This is a genomic window from Nostoc sp., assembly GCF_036919495.1.
In the GTDB taxonomy this organism is placed as follows: Bacteria; Cyanobacteriota; Cyanobacteriia; order Cyanobacteriales; family Nostocaceae; genus Nostoc.
This window is the reverse complement of the sequence record NZ_JBALBZ010000150.1, coordinates 35,154-59,898: the sequence shown is the minus strand read 5'-3', so window position 1 is coordinate 59,898 and position 24,745 is coordinate 35,154. Positions and strand designations below refer to the sequence as shown.

Here is a 24,745-nt window from a genome sequence, read left to right as displayed (position 1 = left end):
GAATATTGTCTGGATAATTAAATATCTATAGTTATTTGCTTGGTCAGGATACGTTTAAATACATATTTAATCCATATACACAAACAAGAATAATATACGGATTTTATTATAATTATTTAATATTTTTTGTTGCCAAATCATTCTATATTGACTAATTTAATCCTTTTCCAACAAAAACCCATGAACCTATACCGCTTTTTTTTTCTAAGAATTACTATTGAAACAAACAATTGAAAATCGGTGTGTATCACATGGCAACTAAAAAGCAATTTAACAGCTTTGAAGAGATGCTGTCTGCTTCTGATGTACCTGTATTAGTAGATTTTTACGCTGACTGGTGTGGCCCATGCCAAATGATGGTGCCAATTTTAGAGCAAGTCAATGCCCAACTTAAGGATCGCCTGCGAATTGTTAAAATCGACACAGAAAAGTACACAGATTTGGCTACTCAGTATAAAATTGCATCTCTCCCAACCTTAGTACTGTTTAAGCAGGGTCAGCCTGTAGATCGGATAGAGGGAGTGATGCAAGCACCCCAGTTGGTGCAATATCTACAAACAAAGGTTTAAGCTAATACTTAAAATTTAGATTTTAGCTGCCAGAGGCGCGGAATATCGCGTCTTTTTTAGTGGGGGCGGACAGCTAACTGTAGCCTACGAATCACCGAGTAAAATATTAAGTAAATATTAAGCATATCTACATTATATGTCTAGAGAAAGTAGTTTAGAAATTAGGAGGGAGATATTGTATAGATATAACAAAATATCTTGACAAGTAAAGCAATATATGAGTTATAAGCAGAAAAAACCTGATAAAGCCTATATTTGGGTGAATATTGATTTTGATAAAGTTAAACATAGAATAGATGCGGTGACTTGCCAGATTGAGCAGGTTATACAAAAGCATCAAATTTCAAATCAAACTGCTAACTCAGGTAGAAGAAACAATTAGGTTATCTGTAGGGCGATGTCTTCGATGGCTAGGGTTACTTACTTAATTTTTAGTGCAGCATAGGTATAGCCTGCCGTAGGCATTGCACCAGCTTTAAACAGCATATCTTCGGTAAAGCGAATATATTTTTATAAAACACAAAATAAGATTATTCGAGAATCGTTCAGTAAGCAATACTGCGTAAATTTTGCCCAAAAAAGCACTCCGGGGTAGGTTGGGTGAGGAACGAAACCCAACATTTTCAAGGCTTTGTTGGGTTTCATGACCTTCAACCCAACCTACAAATCTTCAAAACCTACGCAGTATTGGTTCAGTAAGTTTCTATTTATTTATTAGTGATTATTTTATCCTCAACACTCCTAAAAAGGAGTGTTATTTTTCGGAGAATATCTGCTTGCTAATTATGCTGTGAAAACGTGTAAGGAAATAATGGGATGGCTATTTGGAGGTCTTGTCTAACATTTTGAGGATGCAGCTAAGGAAGTTGTAAGAGAGAGTAGTAAAGAAATAGCTAACTTGTTTGTTGGCAAACTTTATCTATTTGATAATGTTTTTGGTACATCAGCTATCCCCTACTCCCAATCTCTTAAAATGTAAAAGTAGTCCGAAGTACACCTACAGTCGTAGTCTCATTGTTGCTGTTACCTTCTGGGTTAAAGAGAATAAACGCACCAGGGGTAATGCTGATATTATCGCTAACTTGAAAGCGATAATAGCCTTCTAAATGGTAAGGAGTCGCCCGATTCTCGCCTGTGGGAGTAAGTTGAGCAGAACCACCAGTATCACTACGGAAAAGGGGTTGACCAAAAATAATCCCAGCAGTGTTCCCTGACTTGAATACATCTCTGAAGTGAACTCCCGCCATCCAACTTGTAAAGGTGGTGGAAGCATTCACGCTATTTGAAGCAGCATCAACAAATAATGCTGCACCGTAGCCAGATAAGGCTATTTTGGGAGACAATCGCCATGTTAGCGTACCCCCAACAGAGTTGACTGTGACCGGTGTTCCAGCTGCAACCCCTGCTAAAGCACCGATATCACTACTAACTAATCCTGTACCCAAAATATTGATTTCGTGATAACTGTGGGCATAGTTTAAACCAATATCCAGAGCGGAACTTGGCTTGAAGGTTAACTGTGTGGCAATAACACTACTACCACTAAATAAACCTCCTCCCAAAGGTGTAGTAGAAACTCCTGGTAGTACCTCAGTAGCAGATTTTTGGGTTAAATTGGCATTTGGATTGCCGTATAAAGCTCTTAAATCCAAATTTGGGGAAATGTTAAAAATAAATCCCGCCGCCGATGCTAAACCAGTTTCCGAAGTCCCACCAGAAATCCGTACCACAGGATTCAAGCCGCCAAAACGAGATATTGACTCTTGTCCTTCACCATAAAAAGGCGTAATTGCTGGGAAAGCATCTGATGTTTCCGCCGCAGTTCCCCCAAACAAGGTTAATTTATTAGCGACGGGAAAGATATACAGCAATTTGTAAACCTGAACACTGTTTGCACCAACAGGCGACAAAGTATTGACATTTAACCCCGGAAATTGCGGCTCAAAACTGGTACGGGCGCTACTTGCACTTAAAAGCGGTGAAGCTAATCCTAAATTTTGTTGTAAGCTACCTTGTCCATCGGCTCCACCCAAAAAGTTATAGGCTTGCAATCCAGTAATTAATAAATCTTTACCTGTAAAGCTAGTGGTGAGATTTAATCGTACTCTATTGACTAGGATGATGTTCGGGTCACTGTCATTAGGAGCGCCACCGCTAGCACCAACACCAGCAATAATTACCTCACCATTTAGTTTAGTAGTCGTAGAAAACTGATTTGCTTCTAGTTCTGCTGTGCGAGCTTCTACAGCATCTACTCGACCCCGTAATGTTGCCAATTCCGCCGCAAATTGTTCTTGTAGTTTCTGCAATGTGGCTAAATCTTCTTTCTTGACCAAATCAGCAGTTGCAGTGGCAATAAGTTCGTTGATTCGTTCTAAACAAGCATTTAAACCAGCAGCAAATTCATAGCGAGTCATCGCCCGATTACCGCGATAGGTTTGATTGGGATAACCTGCAATACAACCATAGCGCTCGACTAAAGATTGTAGTGCCTGAAAAGCCCAATCGGTCGGCTGTACATCAGACAATTGAGATACGGATGTTACTTGTGCAAGTTTGTATGAGGTTGGAGATAAATTTGCAGATTGTGGTGTGATTGGCTGCCAAAAGTTAACGGTAGAATCTACTCCTAAACCTTGATTTGTTTGCTGTTGATTGACTGAGGGTAATTTGTTTTTAGTCTCATTAGCTATCAGCAATTTAGTGGAGATATTATTTGCTAAATTGCTTTGATAAGAATCATTTTTTTGATAGCTGCCATCATCTTGATTAACAGCTACGTTTTTATCAGCAATTTCTAAACTAGGAAGGGCTTGCACAGGTGATAACCCGGCAATTAAACATAAAAATCCCATCCCACTAGCAGAAGCTAGTAGATATTTTGCCATCATAACTCCCAACACCAATAAAATAGTGGAAAAATTAATTGCGATTTTAAAATGCATTGATAAGTAAATTTAAAGTAAATCTAGCAAGAGAGTCTTGTTAACTTTAAATTTTTGGTATCAGGATTTTTTCTGAATTAACTTACCAAAACATCAGCTTATATCGCAAGTATTAAATTATAGTAAATACTATTTTTGGAAAGAATTAACAACAAATTATATTGATAGTTCTTATAGTTACTATAGTAAATCATAAATGGTTTGTGAACAGTACGTGCCGTAGGATGCCTGATTCATAAGCCTTCCAAATTTTCTCTGTTCAAATATAAAATAGGATTACTATATTGACAAAATAAGAATTTAGATAAGTCTGATTTTGTGATAACGAATATAGGTATTGAGCCGAGGATTTTGGCTCAATACCTACCAAAGAATAATTTACTCAAAAAAATTAAGAGCCTGCGATCGCTGATCGATTTGGGTGCAGGTAAAATCAGAAAGAAAACAATCGAAATAATTTCTCTTGCGGTTGTAGCCTACTCTAGACCTCACAAGAGTCTTAATATCACATTTTAGCAAAATAAACAATACCTGACAGTAAGTAATATTTTTAACAAAACATTTGTAACTACCCTTGCAGTTTATTTACCCACCGCCTGCTATTCTTATAGTTACTTCGGTCTGTCATAGCAGATAGATTATCCTCAATAATGTTTCATTTATTAGCGCTCATATACCATCGTGGTAATGTGGGTGCTTTTACTTTATCGCTCATGGCAAAAATCTGGTTTGATTTTTAGGCGATGTCTGATGTTTGGTACACTAAGCTGACACTGAAGCTTTAACTTGACCAAAACGGCGATCGCGTCTTTGGTAGCTCAACAAAGCTTGATGAAATGCTTCTCTATTAAAATTTGGCCAAAGAATATCGGTGAAATACATCTCTGTATACGCCATTTGCCACAAGAGAAAATTACTCAATCGCATCTCACCATTAGTACGAATCAGCAAATCGGGTTCTGGAGTATCTGCTGTGTAGAGATGTTGTTCTAGAATATTTTCATTCACTTGTTCCGCACTAAGTTCGCCCTGCTGCACGAGTTGAGCTACTTGACGGCAAACTCTGATAATTTCGTTGCGGCTACCGTAGTTGACTGCAACAGTAAAGTGAATTGCTTGATTGTTCAACGTTTCTGTCATTGAACGTTCCATTTCCGTCTGTAGAGACTTGGGTAAAGCCGATAAAAGTTATTATTGATACTAATATCGTAGTCTCTGCTGCTATAGCTGATAAAAATCCAGAGGCAGTAATTTTATTTATGATTACTAATTCTGCTTTTGAGCGGGTTGTATCAGTAGAGATTATTGCAGAGTATAAGGAAGTTTTAAAACGTCCTCATTTAAAATTAACTGAGACACAATACGAAAGATGGGTTTATTTAATTGATTCAGTGACAACACTAATTGATATGTATGTGGAGGTTGATTTCCGCAGAGATAAGATAGCGGCATAACACACCGTATCAAAACAAGCGAGCGCACTTCGTTTTTTCAGTCGGCTGAAGTCGGCAGTTTTATCTGATGCAGTTAGAAGAGTCGGCGAAAAAATAGTACTAAAATCTACCAGTCTTATTCAAGCTTATGAATTACTTGTTTTAACTTGGAAAATTACCTTCTGAGTGTTGTCGAGCAATTTCTTTTAAATAGGTTATCAACGGTGCCCAAGCACCTCCATCTGGGACAAGAGTATCGAATAGCTCAGAACCCTGCTTCAGTTCTACAATATATGACCACTTTAATAACTGCCTGGGTTTGCCTTTCTTTTTTATTGTGACAATTTCTTCATAGGCTAGGCTTGCCCAGTACCTCATCCCACTCTCAGCAATGAGTATTTGATACTTTTTATTCCCCAGGCAAAAAATTTCTTCATACACGGCAATTTCAATCAACCTTAAAATAACAAATGTGACTGGCAAAATAACAATTTAGGTTATCGAAGTACAGCAGATTACGGGTTTTTTTTATTCTTTCAAAGAATAAAAAATTACGAATTCCCTCACTGGTCAACTCTCTGGCAGTTCTCCAAATTGCTGACGATAACGTTCAAGTTGTTTTTGTGCTAATTCAAGCTGTTCTTCTGGAGTTTGATAGCGCTTTGCTTGTTGGTCATACCAATACAAAACCTGACGCTGGATATTACCAGATATGTATTGCCCTCTACCAATTCCCAAACCAATTTCTGGCATCCAAAAGGGTTCACCAATTTGCAATTGATAGCTACCATCTACTAAGCGATAAACTTCAAAAGGTTGGTGGCGATCGTGTTGCCATACTCTGGATTATAAATAATATAGTACAGTACCCCTAATTGGAGTTTGGGAGAAAATGATTTATAAAACAACCATCAAAAAGTAAAGACTATGTCAGACTTCAGTAGTGAACCGATACCTGAATTAAAAAATCCGAAAGATTTCTTTCATTCTGGTGACTTGACCTTGAGAATTGAGGGAGAAGTAGTACCTGTAGTAGATGTCCATCTAGGGCAACAGCAATCGATTTACTTTGAACATCATATTTTACTGTGGAAACATCCTAATGTTCGTCTTGGTGCCAAAGGCTTGAAAGGGGCAGCCAAGCGTTTCTTTGCTGGACTGCAAATTTTTATCAGTGAAGCACATGGGCCAGGGAATATAGCTTTTTCTCGTGAGGCTCCAGGACAGATTGTGGTGCTGCAATTAGAGCGTGGACAGACAGTGGACGTGCGCGAACATCAGTTTTTATTGGCTACGAGTAATATTGAGTACAGTTTCTTTTTCCAGCGAGGGCTAGCAAACCTCTTTTTTAGTCGCAGTGGTGGTTTATTTATTGACCGCTTCATTGGTCAGCAACAGGGAGGGCTGCTTTTAATCCACGGTTACGGTAATGTCTTTGAAAAGTACCTTGCTCCTGGGGAAGTACTTGATGTAGAGCCAGGAGCATGGTTATGGAAAGACTCATCAGTGAAGATGGAGACAGTAACAGCGCTGCAATCTAGTGGCGGCATCTTCGGAGCAATTGGAGTAATGCTTGGCGGTATTTCATTCACTCTCAACCGTTTTATTGGCCCTGGTCGTTTGGGGTTACAGTCTATGACTTACCACCCACCAGCACCAGAGGGAGCAGCCCAAGTCGGTGGCAGCAGTAATTTGAGTTAAAGTGGCAGAGAATTGCACGGGTGCATTGCGATGGTCGCTTTTCGTTCCTCTGTAGGCATCGCACTGGTGGATTTTCATAGTACCAGTGTACTGCCACAAAACAGCGATGCCTGCGGCGGTAAACTACGCTCCTCAAGTGTGCAACTTTTCCTCTAAGAATTATGAGGGTCATCGCTTGGGTTGAAAACGGCTCATCAAGTCAAAGCGCGTAACTTTCGGTATCACTGCTCATTTCACCCCTTTGCTACATACGCCTACCAGGCAAACCCTATCCTTTAGTATCCGTTGCAGTTAATCTTGATTGGACACACTAATTCACGCTCGGAGAATTGAATGCGCTTTGGTTTTTTTACTTTATGTGTTCTGGCACTAGCGACAACTTCTGGGCACGCCGCTCAGTCTCCCAAGATCCCAGCACTGGTGATGACCAGCCCGGATTCAGCTGAAGCCAACTACGAAGATAAATGCAGCAACGGCGGCAACCTTGACCAGTTTAATCGCGATCGGTTTCTTTTACTTATGCTTGCTGATAAAAAATCAAAGCTTTCTCAACTGAAAGTAGCTCTCCTCAATGAAATTAAACAAAGTGGTGATGAGCCACGAGGCGAGGGTGTCCATATTGGTGAATGGAATCAAACCTTTCATGACCGAAGTGGTTGTGGCACAAACACTAACAGTTACTCAGCATTTATTGTCACCATGACTGGTGGAAATGCAAACCATACGGTCGTGAAATACCTGGTCACGATTGATGACGACGATACCTCCGGTAAAAGAACCCTCAAGATCCGCGACATCCGCCCAATTAACCTACGAAATGATAACTGACATCCGCCACTTCTCCTCACTTCCTAGTTCCTGTCCTTGTAGGTGTAGCGACCTGCAATACTCATCGCTCAAACCTGCAATCAAGGCATTTACAAACCAGGATTAAGGTTCTTGGCAACTTTTGGTCAAGCTGCAACAATTTGGGATTTACCTGGCCGTCAAGTGGCAGAGTCAGCGCGGGAGTATGAACGGTTATTTAAAGAAATTCTAGGGATGTTGTCATGACTGCCAAAAAGCGAAAGCCCCTAGATGATGCGCTAGCGCTTGAATTTGTTTATGGTTCTCTAAACCAGGAGACTGCAAACTCAGAGACTCAAAACGATACTCAGCCAATACTAGAGCAGGAACCTTTACCACAATCTATATTACCTGTATCACCTATATCCGCCCTGCAACCAGCTAAGTTTAATCCAGCTTGCCAACTTCAGTTTATAGATGATATTTTTTGTTAATGCGTAAGTCCTAGATAATACATTAAATCCTTATGATTCCTGATGTCAAGCCTGATTGAGATGCTCTTAATCCTGAAACAATAACTCATCTTATTTGCAGTCAGAGCATTTTCGTTTTAGAAAGTTAATCATGATTCGCACTTTGTTTGGTAAATAGGTTTGACTAGGGTATAAAAGCCATGCAGCTGTCTCGAAATCCGTCGCAGTCACATGATAATTTGGGAATAAGTCAATAAGCTTTCCCTGAGTGATATCTTCGTCAATCAGCCAGTTGGCTAACAGTGCAGGCCCCATACCAGCAAGCGCGCAATCACGAAGTCCTAACGCATTTGATATCACTACATCACCTTCAATAGGTACTTCGCTGACTATTCCATTATTGTCACGGAATAACCACCTTGATCGGAAGTTGGGTAAAGTGAAAAGTAGGCACTTATGAACTCGGAGATCGTCTGGAACGTGCAAGTACTTCTCACGCTCCAGGTAAGCAGGGCTAACGCACACTCGGTAGCGCGTGTTGAATAACTTTACGCAGATAACACCAATCTGAATATTTGGTCCTAGACGGATCGCTAAATCCACGCGTTCAGATACTAAATCAAGATTTGTATCTGTTAGTAGTAGTTCAAGTTTGAGATCGGGAAATAAATCCCGAAATTCTGGGAGTAAGGGCACAAGGAATTTATGACCAAACGCTACTGAGGTCGTGACTCTCAAAGTACCGATAGGGCCAACACTGATTGCAAGGGCTTCGTCACGAGCGTGCTCTAGCTCATCTAACAAAGCATCAACACGACACAGGTAGAGATTTCCGGACTCTGTTAGGGTCAAGTGCCGTGTTGTTCGCTGGAATAAGCGTATGCCTAATTCTTCCTCAAGAGAGGCGACGACTCGCGATACAGATGAGGGATCTATGTTGTGGTCTCGGGCGACTGCTGCAAAACTGCCTCGGCGGGCAACTTCAATGAAAATACGTAAGTTTTCCAAATCCATTCTTGTATATTATGCATGAGTGTGATGCAATAGCAACTATTGATACCATTTAATAGATAAAGTAAGCTGATCCCCAAGAAAATAATCGTGTCTCTAAGAAGATGTTTATAAATAAAAAATATAGCTTGGTCGCTATCGTCGTCTAAGTAAAGATTACGAATATTATCCTCAAACAAGCGAAACTGTTTTGAAGTTGTAGTTGCATTTACAGGAGTGATTATGTCCAGCATTACTTTGTTCGGTACAAATGGTGATGATGTATTCGTTCGCGTGATTACAGAAGTTAGAGAGCTAACTATCTTTGGGCTTGAGGGTAATGATTTAATTTTTGGAGGTGCCAGTAATGATCGGCTGGTTGGAGGAGATGGGGATGATATTATTCCAGCTCGTGCCGGAGATGATACTCTGCTCGGTGGTAAGGGCGATGATCTCCTCGCTGCTCAAGATGGAAATGACTTCCTTGATGGTGGCGACGGTAACGATATCTTGATTGGAGATAATGGTGACGATACGATCATCACTGGTGATGGTGTTAATACTGTTTTTGCCGGTAATGGTAGAGATGTTATCTTCACATCTGGTACACTGAACACAGTCGCAACTGAAGATGGCAATGACCTTTTGCAAGGTGGTGATGGAGTTGACCTTGCAGACGGTGGAAATGGTGATGATACCCTCTTCGGTGGTGGTGGTGATGATGCAATAGCTGGAGAGGGGGGGAACGATTTCCTCGATGGGGGACTCGGTAACGATATCTTGATTGGAGGAATTGGTAATGATCGGATTTTCGGACGAATAGGAAACGACCAACTCTTCGGCAATGAAGGTAATGACTCTCTCGACGGAAACTCCGGGGATGACTTTATCGATGCTACTTCAGGAGACGATTCCTTAGCTGGTGGTTCGGGAAATGATACTCTTTTGGGGGGTCAGGGCAATGATAAGCTTAATGGAGGAAACGGGAATGATATTCTTACCGGGGTAGAAGCTACTAATCCTGAGTTAGGTTTCGGTTCAGGTGAGTTAGACGTTCTCACTGGTGGTGGAGGTAGAGATGTTTTTGTTCTAGGAAACGAGCTTTCTGTCTTCTACGATAGTAAAGGATTTAGAGACTATGCTTTTATCACTGACTTTTCTAAAAAGGTTGACTCAATCCAGCTTAGAGGGAATATCTTAGACTATCGTTTAGCTGATATAAATAAGGGTTCTGTTACCTCCGGTGCAGGAATATTTTTCGGTGACAATGAGTTGATTGCAGTTCTCAAAGATGTTTCCTCTTCAGCGTTAGATTTAGCGAAAGCTAGTCAGTTCACATTCGTTAGCTAGATATGAAAGAAATGTTAGTGCTTTGTGAATTTTTTAGCTTAATCGGGCAGAAGCCCCACATTCTATCTGTACTTAGATGAATATGGAATGAATAACCGGACGACGCACAGTTTTCGTCTATGTGGATATTGCCGAGGGTTTTGGTGCTTACAGCATCGGTGCAACGCTCAAATGGTCTCAATACTTTTCGGTTAAGAACTAGGCAGTATTAATAATGGAAAAATTGAGTGGTTGGAATTGTGTTCCAGTTCCACGATGAATAAGCTTCTTATACGGAAACTTGGAACGAGTTTTTTTGGCTAGTCAAGGATTTCTTCTAGCCTGTCGAGGAAGAATCTTCTCATATTAGCCTCAATATTTTCCATCCCCTCTGTCGGCTAATATGAGTTACTGTCGCCTCAGTTAGCCAATCTGCCAGCCTCGGCGGGCAACTTCAATGAAAATACATAAGTTTTCCAAATCCATTCTTGTATATTATGCACGAGTGTGATGCAATAGCAACTATTGATACCATTTGATAGATAAAGTAAGCTGATCCCCAAGAAAACAATCATGTCTCTAAGGAAATAATTATATGTCTATAGTTGCTGTACTTGGTATGGGTGCGATGGGGTCGCCCATGGCCGCAGCACTCTTAAAGGCAGGTCATGAGGTTAAGGTATGGAACCGAAGTCCAGGTAAGACAGCTCCTCTTGTGGAAATGGGGGCTGAAGCCGCCGATACACCTCGTGCAGCTGTGAAGGAAGCAGACTTTGCTATCTGCATGGTGCGAGATGACGATGCCTCAAGGGATGTATGGTTAAATCCTGATACTGGTGCACTGGCTGGCTTGTCTAAAAACTCCGTAGCTATTGAAAGTTCAACAGTTACTGTTGCTTGGGCACGGGAACTCGCAAAGTGCTTTTCTCAGAACGGAATCACCTTCTTGGATGCACCAGTAGCTGGTTCTCGGCCGCAGGCAAAAGCAGGCCAGTTAATTTACTTTGTTGGTGGTGAAGCCGATGCTGTTGCAAAGGCAGAGCCAGTTTTAAAAGCTATGGGCAACGCGGTACACCATGCTGGGCCAAGTGGGAGCGGAGCAGCTGTCAAACTTGCTGTAAATGCGCTGTTCAGTGTGCAAGTTGCAACTGTAAGCGAGTTGATCGGACTCATGCAACGTTGCGGACTAGATGAAACCAAGGTGATGGACATTGTGTCCTCAACTCCGGTGTGTAGCCCGGCAGCTAAAGCAGCAGCAGGTGGAATACTGGCTCGCAACTTCGCCCCAATGTTTCCTATTGAGCTTGTGGAGAAAGATTTAGGTTATGTGTTCGACACAGCCAAACTAAATGGTGCGTTGGTGCCAATGGCAAAAACAGCTCGGGATGTCTTTACGGAAGCTATCAGGCGAGGTCACGGTGATGAGAATATCACTGCTGTATCTCATCTATATCTATAGTTTTGCAGTTGACTTTGGTTTTCATATTCAGGCTAAGTGGGGAACGAAATATGTTGATAGGCAAAATTTACCATTCTCCCTAATATGTATAACAACGCCAATTTAAGTTAGTAATTCTGCGTTTTTACTACATATTTACCACTACCCATTTTTGCAATTACTTAGGAGAATTAAAATGACCCAAGTAAGAAGTAAAGCTCCAATTAACAAGCTTGACAAACCACAAACATCTGGTACAAAGGTTTGGGATGTGATAGTTGGTCTATACAATTATCCAACTTTGCTAGTTGCTCATGAACTAAAATTGTTTCCCCTCCTAGCGGAAACACCATGCACTTTAGAAGAGATTTCCCAGAGTCTAAACCTTGCACCACGAGCAGCAGGAACGCTTTTATCTGTATGTGCATCTCTGGATTTTATCGAACTAAAGGATGGATACTACTCCCTTACGAATGTTGCTTCTGAGTATTTACTTGAAACTAACCCTACTTCTTTTTGCGGCTATTTGGATTTGATGATTGCTAACGCCGATTCCTTCTCCTACGTGGGAGTTAAGAAAGCAATTTTGACAGATGCTCCTATTGTTTATGAGGGTGATTCTCTATACGAAGTTCACGAACAAGAAAATAAAGATCAAGTTACGCGCACTTTTACAAAAGCCATGCATTCCATTAGTGTTGCTCCCGCCCTGGCGTGGCCTGAAACTCTAGACCTCTCTAGCAATAAACATCTGCTGGATATTGCTGGGGGTTCTGGTGCTCACAGCATCGGTGCAACCCTCAAGTGGCCTAAATTGAAAGCCACAATTTTGGATATAGCGCCAGTCTGCGAAGTCGCCCAAGAGTATATTGCAGAGTATGGACTCTCAGAGCAAATCACCACTGAAGTTAGGGATATGTGGAATGATCCTTTCCCCTCTGCTGATTTGCATTTTTACTCGCTGATATATCACAATTACAACCTTGAGAAAAACCGTTTTCTGACAAAAAAAAGCTTTGATAGTTTAGAGCCTGGTGGACGCATAATTATTCACCAGTGGCTATTTAACGATCATCGGACAGGGCCATTATCCACTGCGGCGTTCAACGTGATTATGCAGATTTGGTGTGCTGGCGGACAAGAATATTCAGGTCTGGAGCTATCTACCATACTGGCAGAGGCTGGGTTTGTTGACATTGAAGTTAAACCGACCTTTGAATATTGGAGTTTTGTAACTGCTCGAAAGCCAGAGTAGGCGATCGCTAGAACACCGATTCAGTAATCAAAGATGATAGCCCTGTGCCTATTGGCAAGCATTACTGGATAAATTGAGTAGCGATAAAGTTTTTTCAACATTAAAGTCTTACCAACTCCACTCTGGAATTTTTGATTGGGAATTTGAAGATAATGACCAAACTCATAGTTTACGGAACTCCCCTCAGTACTTATGTTCGCACTGTCCGGTTGCTGCTAGAGTCAGCAGGTTTAGATTATACCCTTAAAGGAATTGATATCTTTAATGGAGAAAACCAGTCAGCAGAGTATTTATCCAAACATCCTTTTGGAAAAGTACCGACTCTGGAAGTGGATGGGGAACTGCTTTACGAAACAACAGCAATCACTGAATACCTCAATATAGTGTTTGCTGATCACAAATTCAGCCCATCTGAACCGATCCTCAAAGCGCGGATGCATCAGATAATAGGGATTATTGATAACTATCTTTATGCTCCTTTTGGAACAATTGTGATGCAATCCTTGATTGTACCAAGTCAGGGCGGCCAGACAGATTCTGACTTGGTACAAAAGGCTGTACCGCCTGTACAAAAGTCTCTAGAGGCAATTGAATCAGTAGTTGTTAGTAGCCCGTATCTACTTGGTAGCGAGCTAAGTATTGCCGATTTCTACGTAATTCCTATCTTCATCTATCTATCACAGACTTCAGAATTTGAGGCAATTACTGCTCAAACTCCGAAACTGCGGAGTTGGTGGGATAAGGTCAGTCAGCTTGAGAATGTGAAAAAAGTGTCCGTATAATTTCAAATGGGGTTGTATGCAACAGCTTACAACCCTTAACTACCTACAATCTAGTGTATTAAATTTAAAATCCCGTCCCATTTTTTATCAAAAGCTGCTCGTAATCGTCTGGAGTATCTAAGTCAAATCCACCTTCTGGGAAAGGAATTGCTAAAACTTCTCCAAAATATTTTTTAATTACCTGTCTTGCACCATCCGTACCACTGAGTGTGGTTAGTTTTGCAAATAAAGTGCGATTAAATAATGCAGGAACACCTAGAGTGTTTGCATATTGTGAAGCAAGGATTGGCTTAAGAGTAGTTAAACGTTTATTGGGACTGTCTTATTTGTGGACTGGTTCTATTAATGGTATCAAGTTACAAGTCTGGGCAACTTGGTTGTTTTATGCTGTTTTAATTGATTTAGCAGATGCTGTTGCCGATGAATTATCTCTACCATTCGACCCTTTCTTGTTTAAGGACGAATATAGTCGTTGCATTTGCTGCTCAATCTTGGATGAATACGGAGTCATAGAATCGAAGAATTCAATGGGCAGATTCAGCTTATTATTGCATGACCCATTTCTGGATCTTATTTAATCCTCATTCCTATTAGTTATATATCGGCTTAAGAACGAGTCACAGATGCATTTGCCTTGGAGTATTAAACAGTATCACAGACTACAAAAATTTTAGCGATCGCTCTTTGGGGAAAACGTTTCGATTTATTGCAGATGTACAAGCGACATCTTTAAATACCTCAAGTTTAGACCTCAATCCTTACGCCAAAATAAGTAAGTTATTTCTGCGTGATTATTAATGGGCAAATCTTACTTGAATAGTCATATTTGGTTATGCTATTGTAATTTTGTGAACGTTAATTTCGACATAGTAACTATGCTAAACAACAATTAATGCAAAATTAGACGTTAGCATTGCTTACTACCATATCCTGATTATAAGTTTTATTCTTCAACAAAATAGCTCAATTCCGTGAGAGTAATTCTCAATTTAATAATGCTGTAAAGCTAGTAATTTTTTAATTATTAGCTGCTTGAAACCAATACCTATAGGTATTGCTCTAATGCTGCTAAATTTATCTGCATTAAGTGGAATTTTAGTAAGTTAATCCTTGTCTATTATTATCACAGCTTACGCATTGAAAGGCTCCCATATTAGTGGCTTCAATGTGTGAATTCCAATACTTTACAACAACATCTACAAGAGGTAAAAAGCAGAAATGGCAAACGTATTTGTTACCGGAACTCAAGGAAATGATGTTTTCGCACTCATAAGCTCAAAGGATAATATTACTGTTACTGCCTTTGCAGGAGATGACTTGATAGCTACTGGATCTGGTAACGACTTCGTTATTGCAGGTAGTGGGAACGACACTATTCCTACTCGAGAAGGCAATGATACTATCGATGGTGGTGATGGCAACGATCTCGTGGTTGGACAAGAAGGAGATGATTCTATTGATGGTGGTGCAGGAAACGATCTTCTTTCAGGTGGCCCTGGCAACGACATTATCACATCCGGCCTTGGCAACGATACTATTAATGGTGGTGATGGCAACGATACCATCGACCTTAGTGCAGGTATTAAAGGCGAATTAAAGGTAGTTTTTGCCGAAGCTGGCAACGATATTATCATTGGTGGTAATGCCGTTGACTCCATTGATGCAGGCGATGGTAACGACTTTGTTTCTACCGGTGCTGGGGATGACGTTTTTACTGGTGAAGGTGGTAATGATACTCTTATTGGTGGTGATGGCAACGATTTAATAGTTGGTGGTAGTGGAAACGATCGGGTTTTTGGCGATGCAGGTAATGACTTACTGTTTGGGGTTGATGGCAATGACATTCTGAATGGTGGTGCCGGGAATGATAATCTCGAAGGTGGTGATGGCAACGATGTTCTGACTGGTGGGATCGGGAATGATAATCTCGAAGGTGGTGATGACAACGATGTTCTGACTGGTGGTGGTGGAAGTGACACCTTGACTGGTGGTGGTGGAAGTGACACCTTGAATGGTGGTGCGGGAGCAGATAGACTAAATGGCGTCAATCCGATTGTTGATACTTCGGGTTTTGGAAAGGGTGAGATTGACGTTCTTACAGGTGGTCAAGGAAGAGATACCTTCGTTCTAGGTGACAAGAACGCTGTTTACTACGATGACGGCAATCGGTTATCCACTGGAAATCAAGATTACGCTATCATCAAAGACTTTCAATCTCACTTTGATACTATCGAACTCAAAGGTTCAGCATCAGATTATTTATTGGTTCAATCTGTTGGTAGTCTTCCATTTGGGACATCTATATTCTTCACTGGTGATTCAAATATTTCTGCTGAACTTATAGGTTTAATTGAAGGACAAGCAGCTACAAATTTCAATCTTAATCATACTAACCAGTTCTCTTTCGTTTAACTTGGTTTACGGGCTGTAATTAAAGCCAAAAAGAGGCTATCTCGGCAATATCCATCAGTTTTTTAGCGAACGCGTGGAAGCTGACGCTAATTTTAAAACTTAGTATGTGCGATGGCGCAAGCGCCATCGCACATGCGTTCATCCGTTGAATTTTGCTCAGTTGCAGCCCTTGTATTCGCTTCTTCAGGCGAGCATTTTCCTATTGACATATCAACGCTTTCATTTGTTCTACACTTTCTCAATACGGTTTGGTTAAAGAAAAAGGGTTTTTAAGTCTTGTGCCTTATATCCCTCCACTGTATTTTGTACTTAAATACAGTGGAGGGATATAAGGCGGGAAAAAACCTAAATATTTTTCAAGAAACATTTGAGGTTTTTCCAAACAATTCAGGAATTGCATAAACGTAGATTGTATGTATATTTGGTCGATCACTTGAGGATTAACTTCAGACGATCAAATTGCACGTTAGTTATTGCAATCAATAACATATAAAGATTTATGAAACACCAAGATCAGTCTTTTCAAAAAACCAAACCGAACCACAATCGTGAAGCTAGCAAATTAGAAGTTATGCCTAATACTTTGGGTTTAGATCAACAACATTGCGACATCCTTGAATATTGCGATGTACTTGTTAAGCATCTAACTCCAGATGATCTGACTAATTATTTAAATCCTGACGAGACTTTTTTAGGATTTGGATATGGAGGAAGTGAATCTATGACCCTCTTTTTAGAAAAACCAGGTAGTGGAAAATTTGTTCGTAAGGTGTTAAGTGAACGTCTGATTACCCCAAAATGGGAACGGGAAGGCAGCGATGTAATGTTGCCTCCTTGTGCGAAAGCCAAGAGTCAGACTCAATACTTGATGAATCTGCCGGAATTAGTTAAGCCTCTTTTTCCTCAAGTATTGAAAGTGATTGAGCGCGAAGAAACAGTAAAAGAGGATGGATTTACAATCTACGAATATATTTACGACATGACTTTTGTTCCTGGCATCGAAGTTAGCCAGTTTGTCAGAAGGTGTAATCCGTCCAAGCAAATCGTAGCCGCACTCTATTGCGTAATCTTCCGGCTGCTGAATGAAAAGATTCACAGTCAGCGTCGGCGCAAAATGTCACAGCCTACTTTGGAGCAATCCTATTTCACCAAAATTGAAAAGCGTCTTGCTCTCGCGCAGGAAACAGCACCGAAAACTTTCAATGACAGCCTGCTAAAAAGCGAAGACATTATGATTAACGGCAAGAGAATGCGTAACTTGCCTCGCCTGCTCAGAGAGTTTCGAGAAAATCTAATTTACCATTCGATTTTAGAGCCGAAGTTCCACTCTCTGGTTATGGGCGATACTAATACAGAGAATATCAAAATTGGCAATATCGAGCCATTGTTGAAACATTATGACAACTTCTCTGTCACAAACCCTCCGTTTACTGCTGAAGATATAGAGATTTGTTTCCTCGATCCGCGCGCTATTGGATTTTATGAGAACGGTGTTGATACTAATGCCGACGATCCGATGTACGACAATAAGCCCTGGCATAATAGTCTCGGCAACTATGATAAGATTCACGGTGAGTATTTTGATCTTGCCTACCAACTCCACAGAGAAATACCCCATATTTTGATCGCTTTTGATGAAGAAAACCCATACGAACTTTCATATAGTGGGATAGAAGAACATTTCAGCGAAGTGATGACTGCTGCTTGGAAGTTGGACAATCCAGATTCAGATGTAAATCAGAACGATCCTAACTGGCTCATACGTTTTGTTTTCCTTATGGGTACCCACTTTGCGGCAATGCCCCCGTACCACTTCAGCAAGAACAATGATGGTGTTTTGATCGACAATGCACATCACCAAAAACGTCCATTAGCAATTTACGTTGAAGGGATCAAGTGGCTTAATTTAACTCTAGATATGCTCGAAGGAAAGATAGATGAATTCCACGGCATCCCGGTTCCTAATTTCCAGATTTTCAACCATGAACCAGCAACAGTAAAAGCACCTTTAGATTATGCAGTTCCCGAAAATTTCGCCGCAAATCAGTCAGATGATCGGTCAGCGCCAGTGTTTCAAAGGGCTGCTAAATGAACGACGGGTTTTTCCAACCCCTTGGCACTGGTGCGTTCACGGCTTAGGAATCGGACAGGAAGCAACAGGCTTTGAACCAGAGAAATCGGATCGGTTGCTCAAAATAAGTTTTGCGCTATCTCAAAAAAATAACACTAATTACAATACATTTGCACATCATTTGCTTAATGGCATCCTGGCAAGATGTGAAGCTATATCGTTCAATAGTTACCTTGCTCAAGAGCGATCGCATGACGAGTTTAAAAGCGCTATCAACCAGTTACCGAGTGAACCTTGGCAGTACGCACGTGCTTGTGCTTTATTAACGGAAAGTTTAGTGAAGGTCGGTCAACTTGAACCCTATCGACATCTTGTTCGTTGGCATCTAGAAAGGGCTTTAGAGCAAGTAGCGAAATTAGATTTATCGAGCAATAAGCTGCGTTATGAGCAATTACAACTATTCGCTAATCTGCTCTTGGCCGTAGGACAGGCAGAGTTTACCGACTTGTTAGTATTACAGCAGGAAAATGGGGATACATATACTGATAAAGCTTTGCAATTGGCTACAACTATCTCTGATATCTTTTACCGTGGTAGAGGTTCCGCGATTATTTTTTCCGTCTTGGCCATCATCGGTTGCAGAGAGCAAGTATGTACAGGAGAGCAAAATCATCTTCAGACTCTTTTAGATATCTTTGATTCGGAGTTAAGTGATTCATTAAGGCGAGATTCAGATGGAGTTCATGAGGGATCGGATTACTATCTATTTCCGCTCTCACTCATACTTAATGCAATTGCCGTGTTGGATTGTCCTGATTATCTAACTTATAAGAGGGACTGGGTAGAACAAGCTGTATCGCTTTATCATACGCTCTCGCCTGCCTCACAGACTTCGCAGATAACATTTTTTATCTATGCATTAGATAATCTCGGAGTGCTTCATGTCTATATACCTGATATACTTACATTCTTTCATCAGTGTATGGAAGGATATATACAATCAACAGATGGCTTCCGAGTTGATGCTTATTTACGATGCACTTACTTGATTCATCTGGCTTGCCAGTTAGGATGTCCTGATATACTTCATCCGTATATTTGGTCAATATTCTCGAATAGTGCAGCCGAGATATTTGCTTCTGAATACTATCTCGAAAGTACTTATGGCTCCAGTTATATGGTGGCTGCGTATGCATTATCTGCATTCGATAGAATAGGGAAATTGGATATGTTGTTTAGTCCAGAATTCAGACTGCCAGATGCGATCGCTCGTTTTCAAGATAATCCTGAATCAACCGCAATAAATTCACCAAAGACCGTGTTTGCGCTGATTGAAGCTGGGTTGCGAATGCGTCCTATAGGGTCTTGTGACACACCAATTTTCCAAAAAGTTCACATTGACAAGTAACAGTTTGGAAAAGCATATTCATGGTTCACGGTTTTGGTAAAGTTAAATAGATGATTTAAAAACCACATCTGTTGTAGGGGTAATATATAAATTTCCCCTACAGCACGGCTGTATTTACCATAGAAAAATGATTTTCTTGACGTTGATACACAAGAGAATTCGTTTGTACAGTGCGTAATTCCTAATAAAAGTATAGATAGTTAAAGAGAGGTTAATAACTAATTAATATGGCAACTATAAATTTAAAAGTGAACGGAGAAAATAGAGAGGTTAATATCACCGAAGACACTCCAATTCTATGGATGCTTCGGGATCATCTTGGGCTAAATGGGACTAAATTCGGGTGTGGGATGGCGCAATGCGGTGCTTGTACAGTACATCTCAACGGTATTCCGATTCGTTCATGTGTGACTCCAGTATCGGCAAGTATCAATCAAGATATCTTAACGATAGAAGGACTGTCGGATATCGGCGATCACCCAGTTCAACGAGCTTGGACAGAACTTGATGTACCGCAATGTGGATATTGTCAGTCGGGGCAGATGCTCTCTGCTGCTGCGTTGCTTTCTGAAAATCCCCAACCCACGGATGCCGATATTGATGCTGCGATGTCTGGTAACATTTGTCGTTGCGGTACTTATCAAAGCATACGAGCCGCCATTCATAGAGCTTCCGAGTTGTTGAGCCAGCAAAGTTAAGGAGGTTGTCAGAATGGAAAACAATACAACTACGCGCCGCAGTTTTCTCAAGGCATCTGGCGCAGTGGGAGCAGGTTTGTTTCTTGGGTTTTATCTGCCACCGACTAGCCGCGTGGAGGCCGCAACCTCTCCAGCTAATTCAACCAAGCCCCTGTCAAAGCCCAATGCCTTTATCCGTATTCTGCCGGATAATACCGTGACGATTATTGTCCATAAAGTTGAAATGGGGCAAGGGGTTTATACTTCTTTACCGATGATACTCGTTGAAGAACTCGAAGCCGATTGGGACAAAATTCGCATTGAGTCTGCCCCCGTACATCCCGACTATGACCATACAGTATGGAAAAATTATCAAGGTACCGGCGCTAGTACTAGCATTAGCTCCACTTGGGATCAACTGCGGTTGGCTGGTGCTACAGCACGAGAAATGTTGATCGCTGCGGCTGCCATAACCTGGAATGTATCACCAGAGAGTTGTATTGCTGAAAAAAGTTATATTTTACATCAAGCTAGCGATCGCCGCTTATCTTTTGGAGAATTAGCCGATCGCGCCGCCCAAATGCCAGTCCCAGAAAACGTTACGCTCAAAAAACCCAGTGAATTCAAACTGATTGGTAAGCCAATTAAGCGCTTGGACACTGCTGACAAGGTTAAAGGGAAAGCAGTATTTGGGATCGATGTCCAAGTTCCCGGAATGCTGATTGCTCTGATTGCGCGGCCGCCAGTTTTTGGCAGTCGCTTGCAACATTTTGAGGCTGAAGCAGCCAAAGCCGTTGCAGGTGTAAAGCATGTGGTAGTGCTACCTATGGGTATAGGAGTTGTGGCCGATAGCTTTTGGACTGCTAAAAAAGGGCGTGATGCCCTCACAATCACATGGAATGAAGGCCCCAATGCCGAGCTTTCCTCTGAAGGTTTACAGAGCAAATATGCTGATCTCGCAAATAGTCCAGGGCTAGTGGTGAGAAAAACGGGCGAAGTCACACCCGCACTTGATGCAGCAGCGAAAAAGCTCCAAGCAGTTTACGAAACACCTTACCTAGCCCATGCGCCGATGGAGCCATTAAACTGTGTAGCTGACGTGCGATCGCACAGTTGCGATATCTGGACAGGCACACAGATGCACACAACCGATCAACAAGCTGCCTGTGAAATTACCGGACTAAAGCCCGAACAAGTTCAGATTCATACAACTTTACTAGGGGGTTCCTTTGGACGACGCTCTAATCCACATGGAGATTACGTCAAAGAAGCCGTGCAACTATCCAAAGCCATTGGCAAGCCGGTGAAAGTAATCTGGACACGCGAAGACGATATCCGTGGCGGTTATTATCGACCAGTGCATTACAGTAAAATTGCTGCTGGGCTTGATAAAGATGGCAACATTACTGGATGGTCTCATCGGTTGATTGGTGAATCAATTGGCAAGGGTACTCCATTTGAAAAATTATTGATTCATGAAGGCATCGATCACCTTTCAATTGAAGGGGCAGATCACCCTTATACAATTCTTAACCAACTTGTAGACTATCACCCTGTTGATAATGGTATACCAGTGCTGTGGTGGCGTTCAGTTGGTCACAGTTTTACTGCCTTTGTTGTCGAGTCTTTTTTGGATGAATTGGCCACCGCCGCCGGCCGAGATCCGCTTGAATTCCGGCTTGCCATGCTGGGTGAGCAACCACGACACCGAACCACTTTGAACCTCGCTGCTGAAAAAGCAGGTTGGGGACGCAAGCTTCCAGTCGGTGTACACCAAGGACTAGCTCTACATAAATCATTTGGCAGCACCGTCGCCCAGATTGCCGAAGTATCCGTCACCCCCGACGGACAACCCCGTGTTCACCGAGTAGTTTGTGCTGTTGATTGTGGCATTGTGGTCAACCCTGACACTGTGCGGGCCCAAATGGAATCGGGCATTGTCTATGGCTTATCCGCCGCCTTGTATGGAGAGATTACCTTTAAAGACGGTCGTGTACAGCAAAGTAATTTTCACGATTATCCCGTACTGCGGATGAATGAAATGCCTAAGGTCGAAGTTTATATCGTGCAAAACACAGAAAAACCTAGTGGTGTGGGTGAAATTTCCACACCACCGATCGCACCTGCGGTATGCAACGCGATTTTTGCGGCCACAGGCAAACGGATTCGGCGATTACCCATAAGCGCATAAAAGTTACAGCAAGCATAGATAAATTAGTGTGACTGCATAGCATACCGATTTAAGACGCATCACCCACGAATTTTCTTTACAGCTAACCAGGAGGCAAAATGACCACAACGACAACTGCTGCTGTAGTCCACGAACCCCAGGGGCAATTTACATTCGAGACTATTGAACTTGATGATTTACGCAGCAACGAAATATTGGTTCGTAATCAAGCTAGCGGCATCTGTCATACAGATTTTGTGGCGCAAAATCTCATGAAAATGCCGGTTGTGTTAGGTCACGAAGGTGCAGGGATCGTGGAAGCTGTGGGGTCGGGTGTTAGCCGAGTTAAACTAGGCGATCGCGTAATCATCTCTTATCCCTGGTGTGGTACTTGTCATGGGTGTTTGGAGGGTCAGCCTTATTTCTGCGATCATCACATCCCCTTGGGATTTGGTGGTACTCGCTTAGATGGTTCCCACACGATTAAGTTGTGCAAAGAGCGGATTTCCGGTGCATTTTTTCAGCAGTCCTCCTTCGCTACCCACTCAATTACAGTGGAGCGCAATGTCGTGCCAGTGAACAGCGATCAGCCTGCTGAGAGGTTGGCAGCCATTCCTTGTGGGGTTCAAACCGGTGCAGGTTCTATTCTCAATACCTTTAAAGTTGGCCCCAGAGACGGACTGGCGGTTTTTGGTGCTGGTGCTGTCGGTTTGAGTGCCATTATGGCAGGTAAACTAGTCGGCGCGTGGCCATTGATTGCTATTGATGTGGTGGAAGAACGCTTAAATCTAGCCCTGGAGTTGGGTGCAACCCATGTATTGAATGCCAAGGACGGGAGAGTTGCCGAACGAATCAAGGAGATTGCCCCTCATGGTGTTCGCTATACTCTGGAAACCTCCGGGAATGAACAAGCGCTCAATGATGCCATTGACTGTTTAGCCACTGGTGGCGAATGCGGTATGGTGATCGCGCCTCATTTTGGCGAGAAATATCCGTTTTCACCAACGCAGATTTTTAAACGTGCAGCAAATTTGCGGGGAATTATTCAGGGGTCTTCTGTACCAAATACCTTTTTGCCGACATTACTGGAATTAAATCAGCAAGGGCGCTTTCCCTTTGAACGTTTGATTACCGTTTATGATTTCCAGGATATCAACAAAGCTGTAGCGGATACTAAAGCGGGCAAGGCGATCAAGCCAGTCCTGAAAATATCATAATCAGCCGTCCTTTACGGCTTTTGAAGTTAATACAAAGGAAAAGGAAATCTAACTCATGCAATTTATAATATTTCTATTAGGTGCCTTCTTGATGGGAGCCATTACCCCCATCTATCTGCCAATGAATAGCTCTGTGGCTCGGTATGTAGGTTCGCCAATTCTAGCCAATATAGCTTTCTTTTTCATGGGTCTGGCTACTACCTTTATAGCTTTGTCTATAACCTTGCTTTTGACATCAAACATAGATGGGTTAGCGATCGCTTCAAAATTCAAAAATGTTCCCATACATCTATATCTCAGTGGTGTCTTTAGTGCTTTGTTAGTCTTCGGAACCACCACCTTGATTCCCCGTTTGGGAGCTAGTACTTTCTTTGTTTTGTTTGTGTTGGGTCAGGTGGTGATGGCAGCAGTGGTCAGCCATCTAGGTATCTTAGAGTCTCCTAAAGACCCGATTTCGCTCCAAAAAATTGCCGGTATCATCTTCTTGATCGCAGGTGTAGGGCTAGTCACATTTTCTAATGTTAAAGAAATCAGTTGGCTACCTAATTTCTTCAAGAGCTTTGATGCCAGCCTTTAGGGAACATAACCTTGATCAGCAATAATCTACCCTCAATTAAACTCATTTTAAGCAGAGTTAGTCTAGGAATGAAATGCTAGTAAACGTTACAACCAGTTCTGTAATCAACGCATCGGTTGAACAAGTATGGGCGAAAATCCGAGACTTTAATGGCCTGCCTGCTTGGTATCCGTCTGTAATCGACAGCCATATAGAAAATGGTGAGCCTAGCGACAAAATAGGCTGTATCCGTAGTTTTAATCGTGAAGATGGACTGAAGCTGCGGGAGCAATTACTAGGACTTGACGATCAAAAATATGTCTGCACCTATTTTCTGCTAGAGCCTAACAAGCCGATGCAAGACTACATTTGTACTATACGGCTGTTACCAATTACAGATGCCGATCGCACTTATATTGAATGGCTGGCAAACTTTAAATGTTTACCTGAAGAAGAAACCGAATTACGGCAGAATCTAGAACAGGTGTTTCAAGTCGGTTTTGATGCCTTGAACAAAATTTTCAGCAGGTAAT

23 protein-coding genes and 2 pseudogenes are annotated in these 24,745 nt (G+C 41.8%); 20 read left to right on the top strand and 5 right to left on the bottom strand.

Annotated elements, in window-relative coordinates; all coding sequences use genetic code 11:
• Nucleotides 1-251 precede the first annotated feature (251 nt).
• Both trxA and V7K25_RS21195 read left to right on the top strand, forming a co-directional pair.
• Entirely contained in the window at nt 252-569 is a 318-nt protein-coding gene (gene trxA, locus V7K25_RS21200) for a thioredoxin (RefSeq protein WP_229467763.1), read from the top strand.
• A 217-nt stretch (nt 570-786) separates the two neighbouring features.
• Complete coding sequence (locus V7K25_RS21195; RefSeq protein ID WP_335160428.1) at nt 787-951, top strand: hypothetical protein; 165 nt, start codon at nt 787-789, stop codon at nt 949-951.
• Between the two features lie 586 nt (nt 952-1,537).
• Here V7K25_RS21195 and V7K25_RS21190 read toward each other — a convergent pair.
• Together V7K25_RS21190 and uppS are read right to left on the bottom strand one after the other, a co-directional pair.
• On the bottom strand, nt 1,538-3,457 hold the full coding sequence (locus V7K25_RS21190) for an iron uptake porin (protein WP_335160499.1): 1,920 nt from the start codon (nt 3,455-3,457) through the stop codon (nt 1,538-1,540).
• Between the two features lie 819 nt (nt 3,458-4,276).
• Nucleotides 4,277-4,699, bottom strand: a pseudogene (gene uppS, locus V7K25_RS21185) (polyprenyl diphosphate synthase); the annotation flags it as partial.
• Between uppS and V7K25_RS21180 the strand changes: the two are divergent.
• Nucleotides 4,627-4,968 (top strand): putative toxin-antitoxin system toxin component, PIN family, encoded by a 342-nt coding sequence (locus V7K25_RS21180; RefSeq protein WP_335160427.1) that lies wholly within the window; start codon nt 4,627-4,629, stop codon nt 4,966-4,968. The pseudogene uppS and the gene V7K25_RS21180 overlap by 73 nt on opposite strands.
• A 141-nt stretch (nt 4,969-5,109) precedes the next feature.
• On the opposite strand, the gene V7K25_RS21175 is transcribed toward V7K25_RS21180, so the two are convergent.
• Together V7K25_RS21175 and V7K25_RS21170 are read right to left on the bottom strand one after the other, a co-directional pair.
• Nucleotides 5,110-5,430, bottom strand: coding sequence for a hypothetical protein (locus V7K25_RS21175; RefSeq protein WP_335160426.1), 321 nt, complete (start codon nt 5,428-5,430; stop codon nt 5,110-5,112).
• Nucleotides 5,431-5,517: 87 nt separating this feature from the next.
• On the bottom strand, nt 5,518-5,724 hold the full coding sequence (locus V7K25_RS21170) for a hypothetical protein (protein WP_335160425.1): 207 nt from the start codon (nt 5,722-5,724) through the stop codon (nt 5,518-5,520).
• 150 nt (nt 5,725-5,874) lie between these two features.
• Here V7K25_RS21170 and V7K25_RS21165 point away from each other — a divergent pair, with 150 nt between their 5' ends.
• From V7K25_RS21165 to V7K25_RS21150, 4 genes are all read left to right on the top strand, one after another.
• Entirely contained in the window at nt 5,875-6,648 is a 774-nt protein-coding gene (locus V7K25_RS21165) for an AIM24 family protein (protein WP_335160424.1), read from the top strand.
• A gap of 30 nt (nt 6,649-6,678) precedes the next feature.
• On the top strand, nt 6,679-6,804 hold the full coding sequence (locus V7K25_RS21160; protein WP_335160423.1) for a hypothetical protein: 126 nt from the start codon (nt 6,679-6,681) through the stop codon (nt 6,802-6,804).
• Between the two features lie 267 nt (nt 6,805-7,071).
• Nucleotides 7,072-7,476, top strand: coding sequence for a hypothetical protein (locus V7K25_RS21155; protein WP_335160422.1), 405 nt, complete (start codon nt 7,072-7,074; stop codon nt 7,474-7,476).
• Nucleotides 7,477-7,697: 221 nt separating this feature from the next.
• On the top strand, nt 7,698-7,928 hold the full coding sequence (locus V7K25_RS21150; RefSeq protein WP_335160421.1) for a hypothetical protein: 231 nt from the start codon (nt 7,698-7,700) through the stop codon (nt 7,926-7,928).
• A 90-nt stretch (nt 7,929-8,018) separates the two neighbouring features.
• Here the strand turns inward: V7K25_RS21150 and V7K25_RS21145 are convergent, their stop codons facing one another.
• On the bottom strand, nt 8,019-8,921 hold the full coding sequence (locus V7K25_RS21145; RefSeq protein ID WP_335160420.1) for a LysR family transcriptional regulator: 903 nt from the start codon (nt 8,919-8,921) through the stop codon (nt 8,019-8,021).
• 219 nt (nt 8,922-9,140) lie between these two features.
• On the opposite strand from V7K25_RS21145, the gene V7K25_RS21140 reads away from it, so the two are divergent.
• The 13 genes and pseudogenes from V7K25_RS21140 to V7K25_RS21080 all read left to right on the top strand — a co-directional run bounded on the left by V7K25_RS21140 (nt 9,141) and on the right by V7K25_RS21080 (nt 24,744).
• On the top strand, nt 9,141-10,247 hold the full coding sequence (locus tag V7K25_RS21140; protein ID WP_335160419.1) for a calcium-binding protein: 1,107 nt from the start codon (nt 9,141-9,143) through the stop codon (nt 10,245-10,247).
• A 574-nt stretch (nt 10,248-10,821) separates the two neighbouring features.
• Complete coding sequence (locus V7K25_RS21135) at nt 10,822-11,685, top strand: NAD(P)-dependent oxidoreductase (RefSeq protein WP_335160418.1); 864 nt, start codon at nt 10,822-10,824, stop codon at nt 11,683-11,685.
• Nucleotides 11,686-11,860: 175 nt separating this feature from the next.
• On the top strand, nt 11,861-12,919 hold the full coding sequence (locus V7K25_RS21130) for a methyltransferase (RefSeq protein WP_335160417.1): 1,059 nt from the start codon (nt 11,861-11,863) through the stop codon (nt 12,917-12,919).
• Nucleotides 12,920-13,071: 152 nt separating this feature from the next.
• The gene (locus tag V7K25_RS21125; RefSeq protein ID WP_335160416.1) at nt 13,072-13,701 is read left to right on the top strand and encodes a glutathione S-transferase family protein; all 630 of its coding nucleotides are present in this window, start codon (nt 13,072-13,074) and stop codon (nt 13,699-13,701) included.
• A gap of 299 nt (nt 13,702-14,000) precedes the next feature.
• A pseudogene (locus tag V7K25_RS21120) lies at nt 14,001-14,144 on the top strand (IS4 family transposase); the annotation flags it as partial.
• Between the two features lie 775 nt (nt 14,145-14,919).
• Nucleotides 14,920-16,113, top strand: coding sequence for a calcium-binding protein (locus tag V7K25_RS21115; protein WP_335160415.1), 1,194 nt, complete (start codon nt 14,920-14,922; stop codon nt 16,111-16,113).
• Between the two features lie 499 nt (nt 16,114-16,612).
• Nucleotides 16,613-18,205, top strand: a complete 1,593-nt coding sequence (locus V7K25_RS21110) for a hypothetical protein (protein ID WP_335160414.1) — start codon at nt 16,613-16,615, stop codon at nt 18,203-18,205.
• Nucleotides 18,165-19,592: a hypothetical protein gene (locus V7K25_RS21105; protein ID WP_335160413.1), complete on the top strand. Its 1,428-nt coding sequence runs from the start codon at nt 18,165-18,167 to the stop codon at nt 19,590-19,592. The genes V7K25_RS21110 and V7K25_RS21105 overlap by 41 nt, the downstream gene beginning before the upstream one ends.
• Before the next feature lie 227 nt (nt 19,593-19,819).
• On the top strand, nt 19,820-20,290 hold the full coding sequence (locus V7K25_RS21100) for a (2Fe-2S)-binding protein (protein ID WP_335160412.1): 471 nt from the start codon (nt 19,820-19,822) through the stop codon (nt 20,288-20,290).
• Nucleotides 20,291-20,303: 13 nt separating this feature from the next.
• The gene (locus V7K25_RS21095; RefSeq protein WP_335160411.1) at nt 20,304-22,460 is read left to right on the top strand and encodes a xanthine dehydrogenase family protein molybdopterin-binding subunit; all 2,157 of its coding nucleotides are present in this window, start codon (nt 20,304-20,306) and stop codon (nt 22,458-22,460) included.
• 98 nt (nt 22,461-22,558) lie between these two features.
• Nucleotides 22,559-23,656 (top strand): NAD(P)-dependent alcohol dehydrogenase, encoded by a 1,098-nt coding sequence (locus V7K25_RS21090; RefSeq protein WP_335160410.1) that lies wholly within the window; start codon nt 22,559-22,561, stop codon nt 23,654-23,656.
• A 55-nt stretch (nt 23,657-23,711) separates the two neighbouring features.
• The gene (locus V7K25_RS21085) at nt 23,712-24,233 is read left to right on the top strand and encodes a DMT family transporter (protein WP_335160409.1); all 522 of its coding nucleotides are present in this window, start codon (nt 23,712-23,714) and stop codon (nt 24,231-24,233) included.
• A gap of 73 nt (nt 24,234-24,306) precedes the next feature.
• Nucleotides 24,307-24,744, top strand: a complete 438-nt coding sequence (locus tag V7K25_RS21080; protein WP_335160408.1) for an SRPBCC family protein — start codon at nt 24,307-24,309, stop codon at nt 24,742-24,744.
• Nucleotide 24,745: the final 1 nt, after the last annotated feature.

Bases quoted from the DNA above. Each gene is read 5' to 3' on its own strand.
- V7K25_RS21190 (WP_335160499.1), bottom strand. From the start codon at position 3,457: ATGGCAAAATATCTACTAGCTTCTGCTAGTGGGATGGGATTTTTATGT.
- V7K25_RS21160 (WP_335160423.1), top strand. From the start codon at position 6,679: ATGGTCGCTTTTCGTTCCTCTGTAGGCATCGCACTGGTGGATTTTCAT.
- V7K25_RS21105 (WP_335160413.1), top strand. From the start codon at position 18,165: ATGATCGGTCAGCGCCAGTGTTTCAAAGGGCTGCTAAATGAACGACGG.
- V7K25_RS21130 (WP_335160417.1), top strand. From the start codon at position 11,861: ATGACCCAAGTAAGAAGTAAAGCTCCAATTAACAAGCTTGACAAACCA.
- V7K25_RS21155 (WP_335160422.1), top strand. From the start codon at position 7,072: ATGACCAGCCCGGATTCAGCTGAAGCCAACTACGAAGATAAATGCAGC.
- V7K25_RS21085 (WP_335160409.1), top strand. From the start codon at position 23,712: ATGCAATTTATAATATTTCTATTAGGTGCCTTCTTGATGGGAGCCATT.
- V7K25_RS21125 (WP_335160416.1), top strand. From the start codon at position 13,072: ATGACCAAACTCATAGTTTACGGAACTCCCCTCAGTACTTATGTTCGC.
- V7K25_RS21195 (WP_335160428.1), top strand. From the start codon at position 787: ATGAGTTATAAGCAGAAAAAACCTGATAAAGCCTATATTTGGGTGAAT.
- V7K25_RS21140 (WP_335160419.1), top strand. From the start codon at position 9,141: ATGTCCAGCATTACTTTGTTCGGTACAAATGGTGATGATGTATTCGTT.
- V7K25_RS21135 (WP_335160418.1), top strand. From the start codon at position 10,822: ATGTCTATAGTTGCTGTACTTGGTATGGGTGCGATGGGGTCGCCCATG.
- V7K25_RS21165 (WP_335160424.1), top strand. From the start codon at position 5,875: ATGTCAGACTTCAGTAGTGAACCGATACCTGAATTAAAAAATCCGAAA.
- V7K25_RS21115 (WP_335160415.1), top strand. From the start codon at position 14,920: ATGGCAAACGTATTTGTTACCGGAACTCAAGGAAATGATGTTTTCGCA.
- V7K25_RS21110 (WP_335160414.1), top strand. From the start codon at position 16,613: ATGAAACACCAAGATCAGTCTTTTCAAAAAACCAAACCGAACCACAAT.
- V7K25_RS21150 (WP_335160421.1), top strand. From the start codon at position 7,698: ATGACTGCCAAAAAGCGAAAGCCCCTAGATGATGCGCTAGCGCTTGAA.
- V7K25_RS21090 (WP_335160410.1), top strand. From the start codon at position 22,559: ATGACCACAACGACAACTGCTGCTGTAGTCCACGAACCCCAGGGGCAA.
- V7K25_RS21100 (WP_335160412.1), top strand. From the start codon at position 19,820: ATGGCAACTATAAATTTAAAAGTGAACGGAGAAAATAGAGAGGTTAAT.
- V7K25_RS21145 (WP_335160420.1), bottom strand. From the start codon at position 8,921: ATGGATTTGGAAAACTTACGTATTTTCATTGAAGTTGCCCGCCGAGGC.
- V7K25_RS21080 (WP_335160408.1), top strand. From the start codon at position 24,307: ATGCTAGTAAACGTTACAACCAGTTCTGTAATCAACGCATCGGTTGAA.
- trxA (WP_229467763.1), top strand. From the start codon at position 252: ATGGCAACTAAAAAGCAATTTAACAGCTTTGAAGAGATGCTGTCTGCT.
- V7K25_RS21095 (WP_335160411.1), top strand. From the start codon at position 20,304: ATGGAAAACAATACAACTACGCGCCGCAGTTTTCTCAAGGCATCTGGC.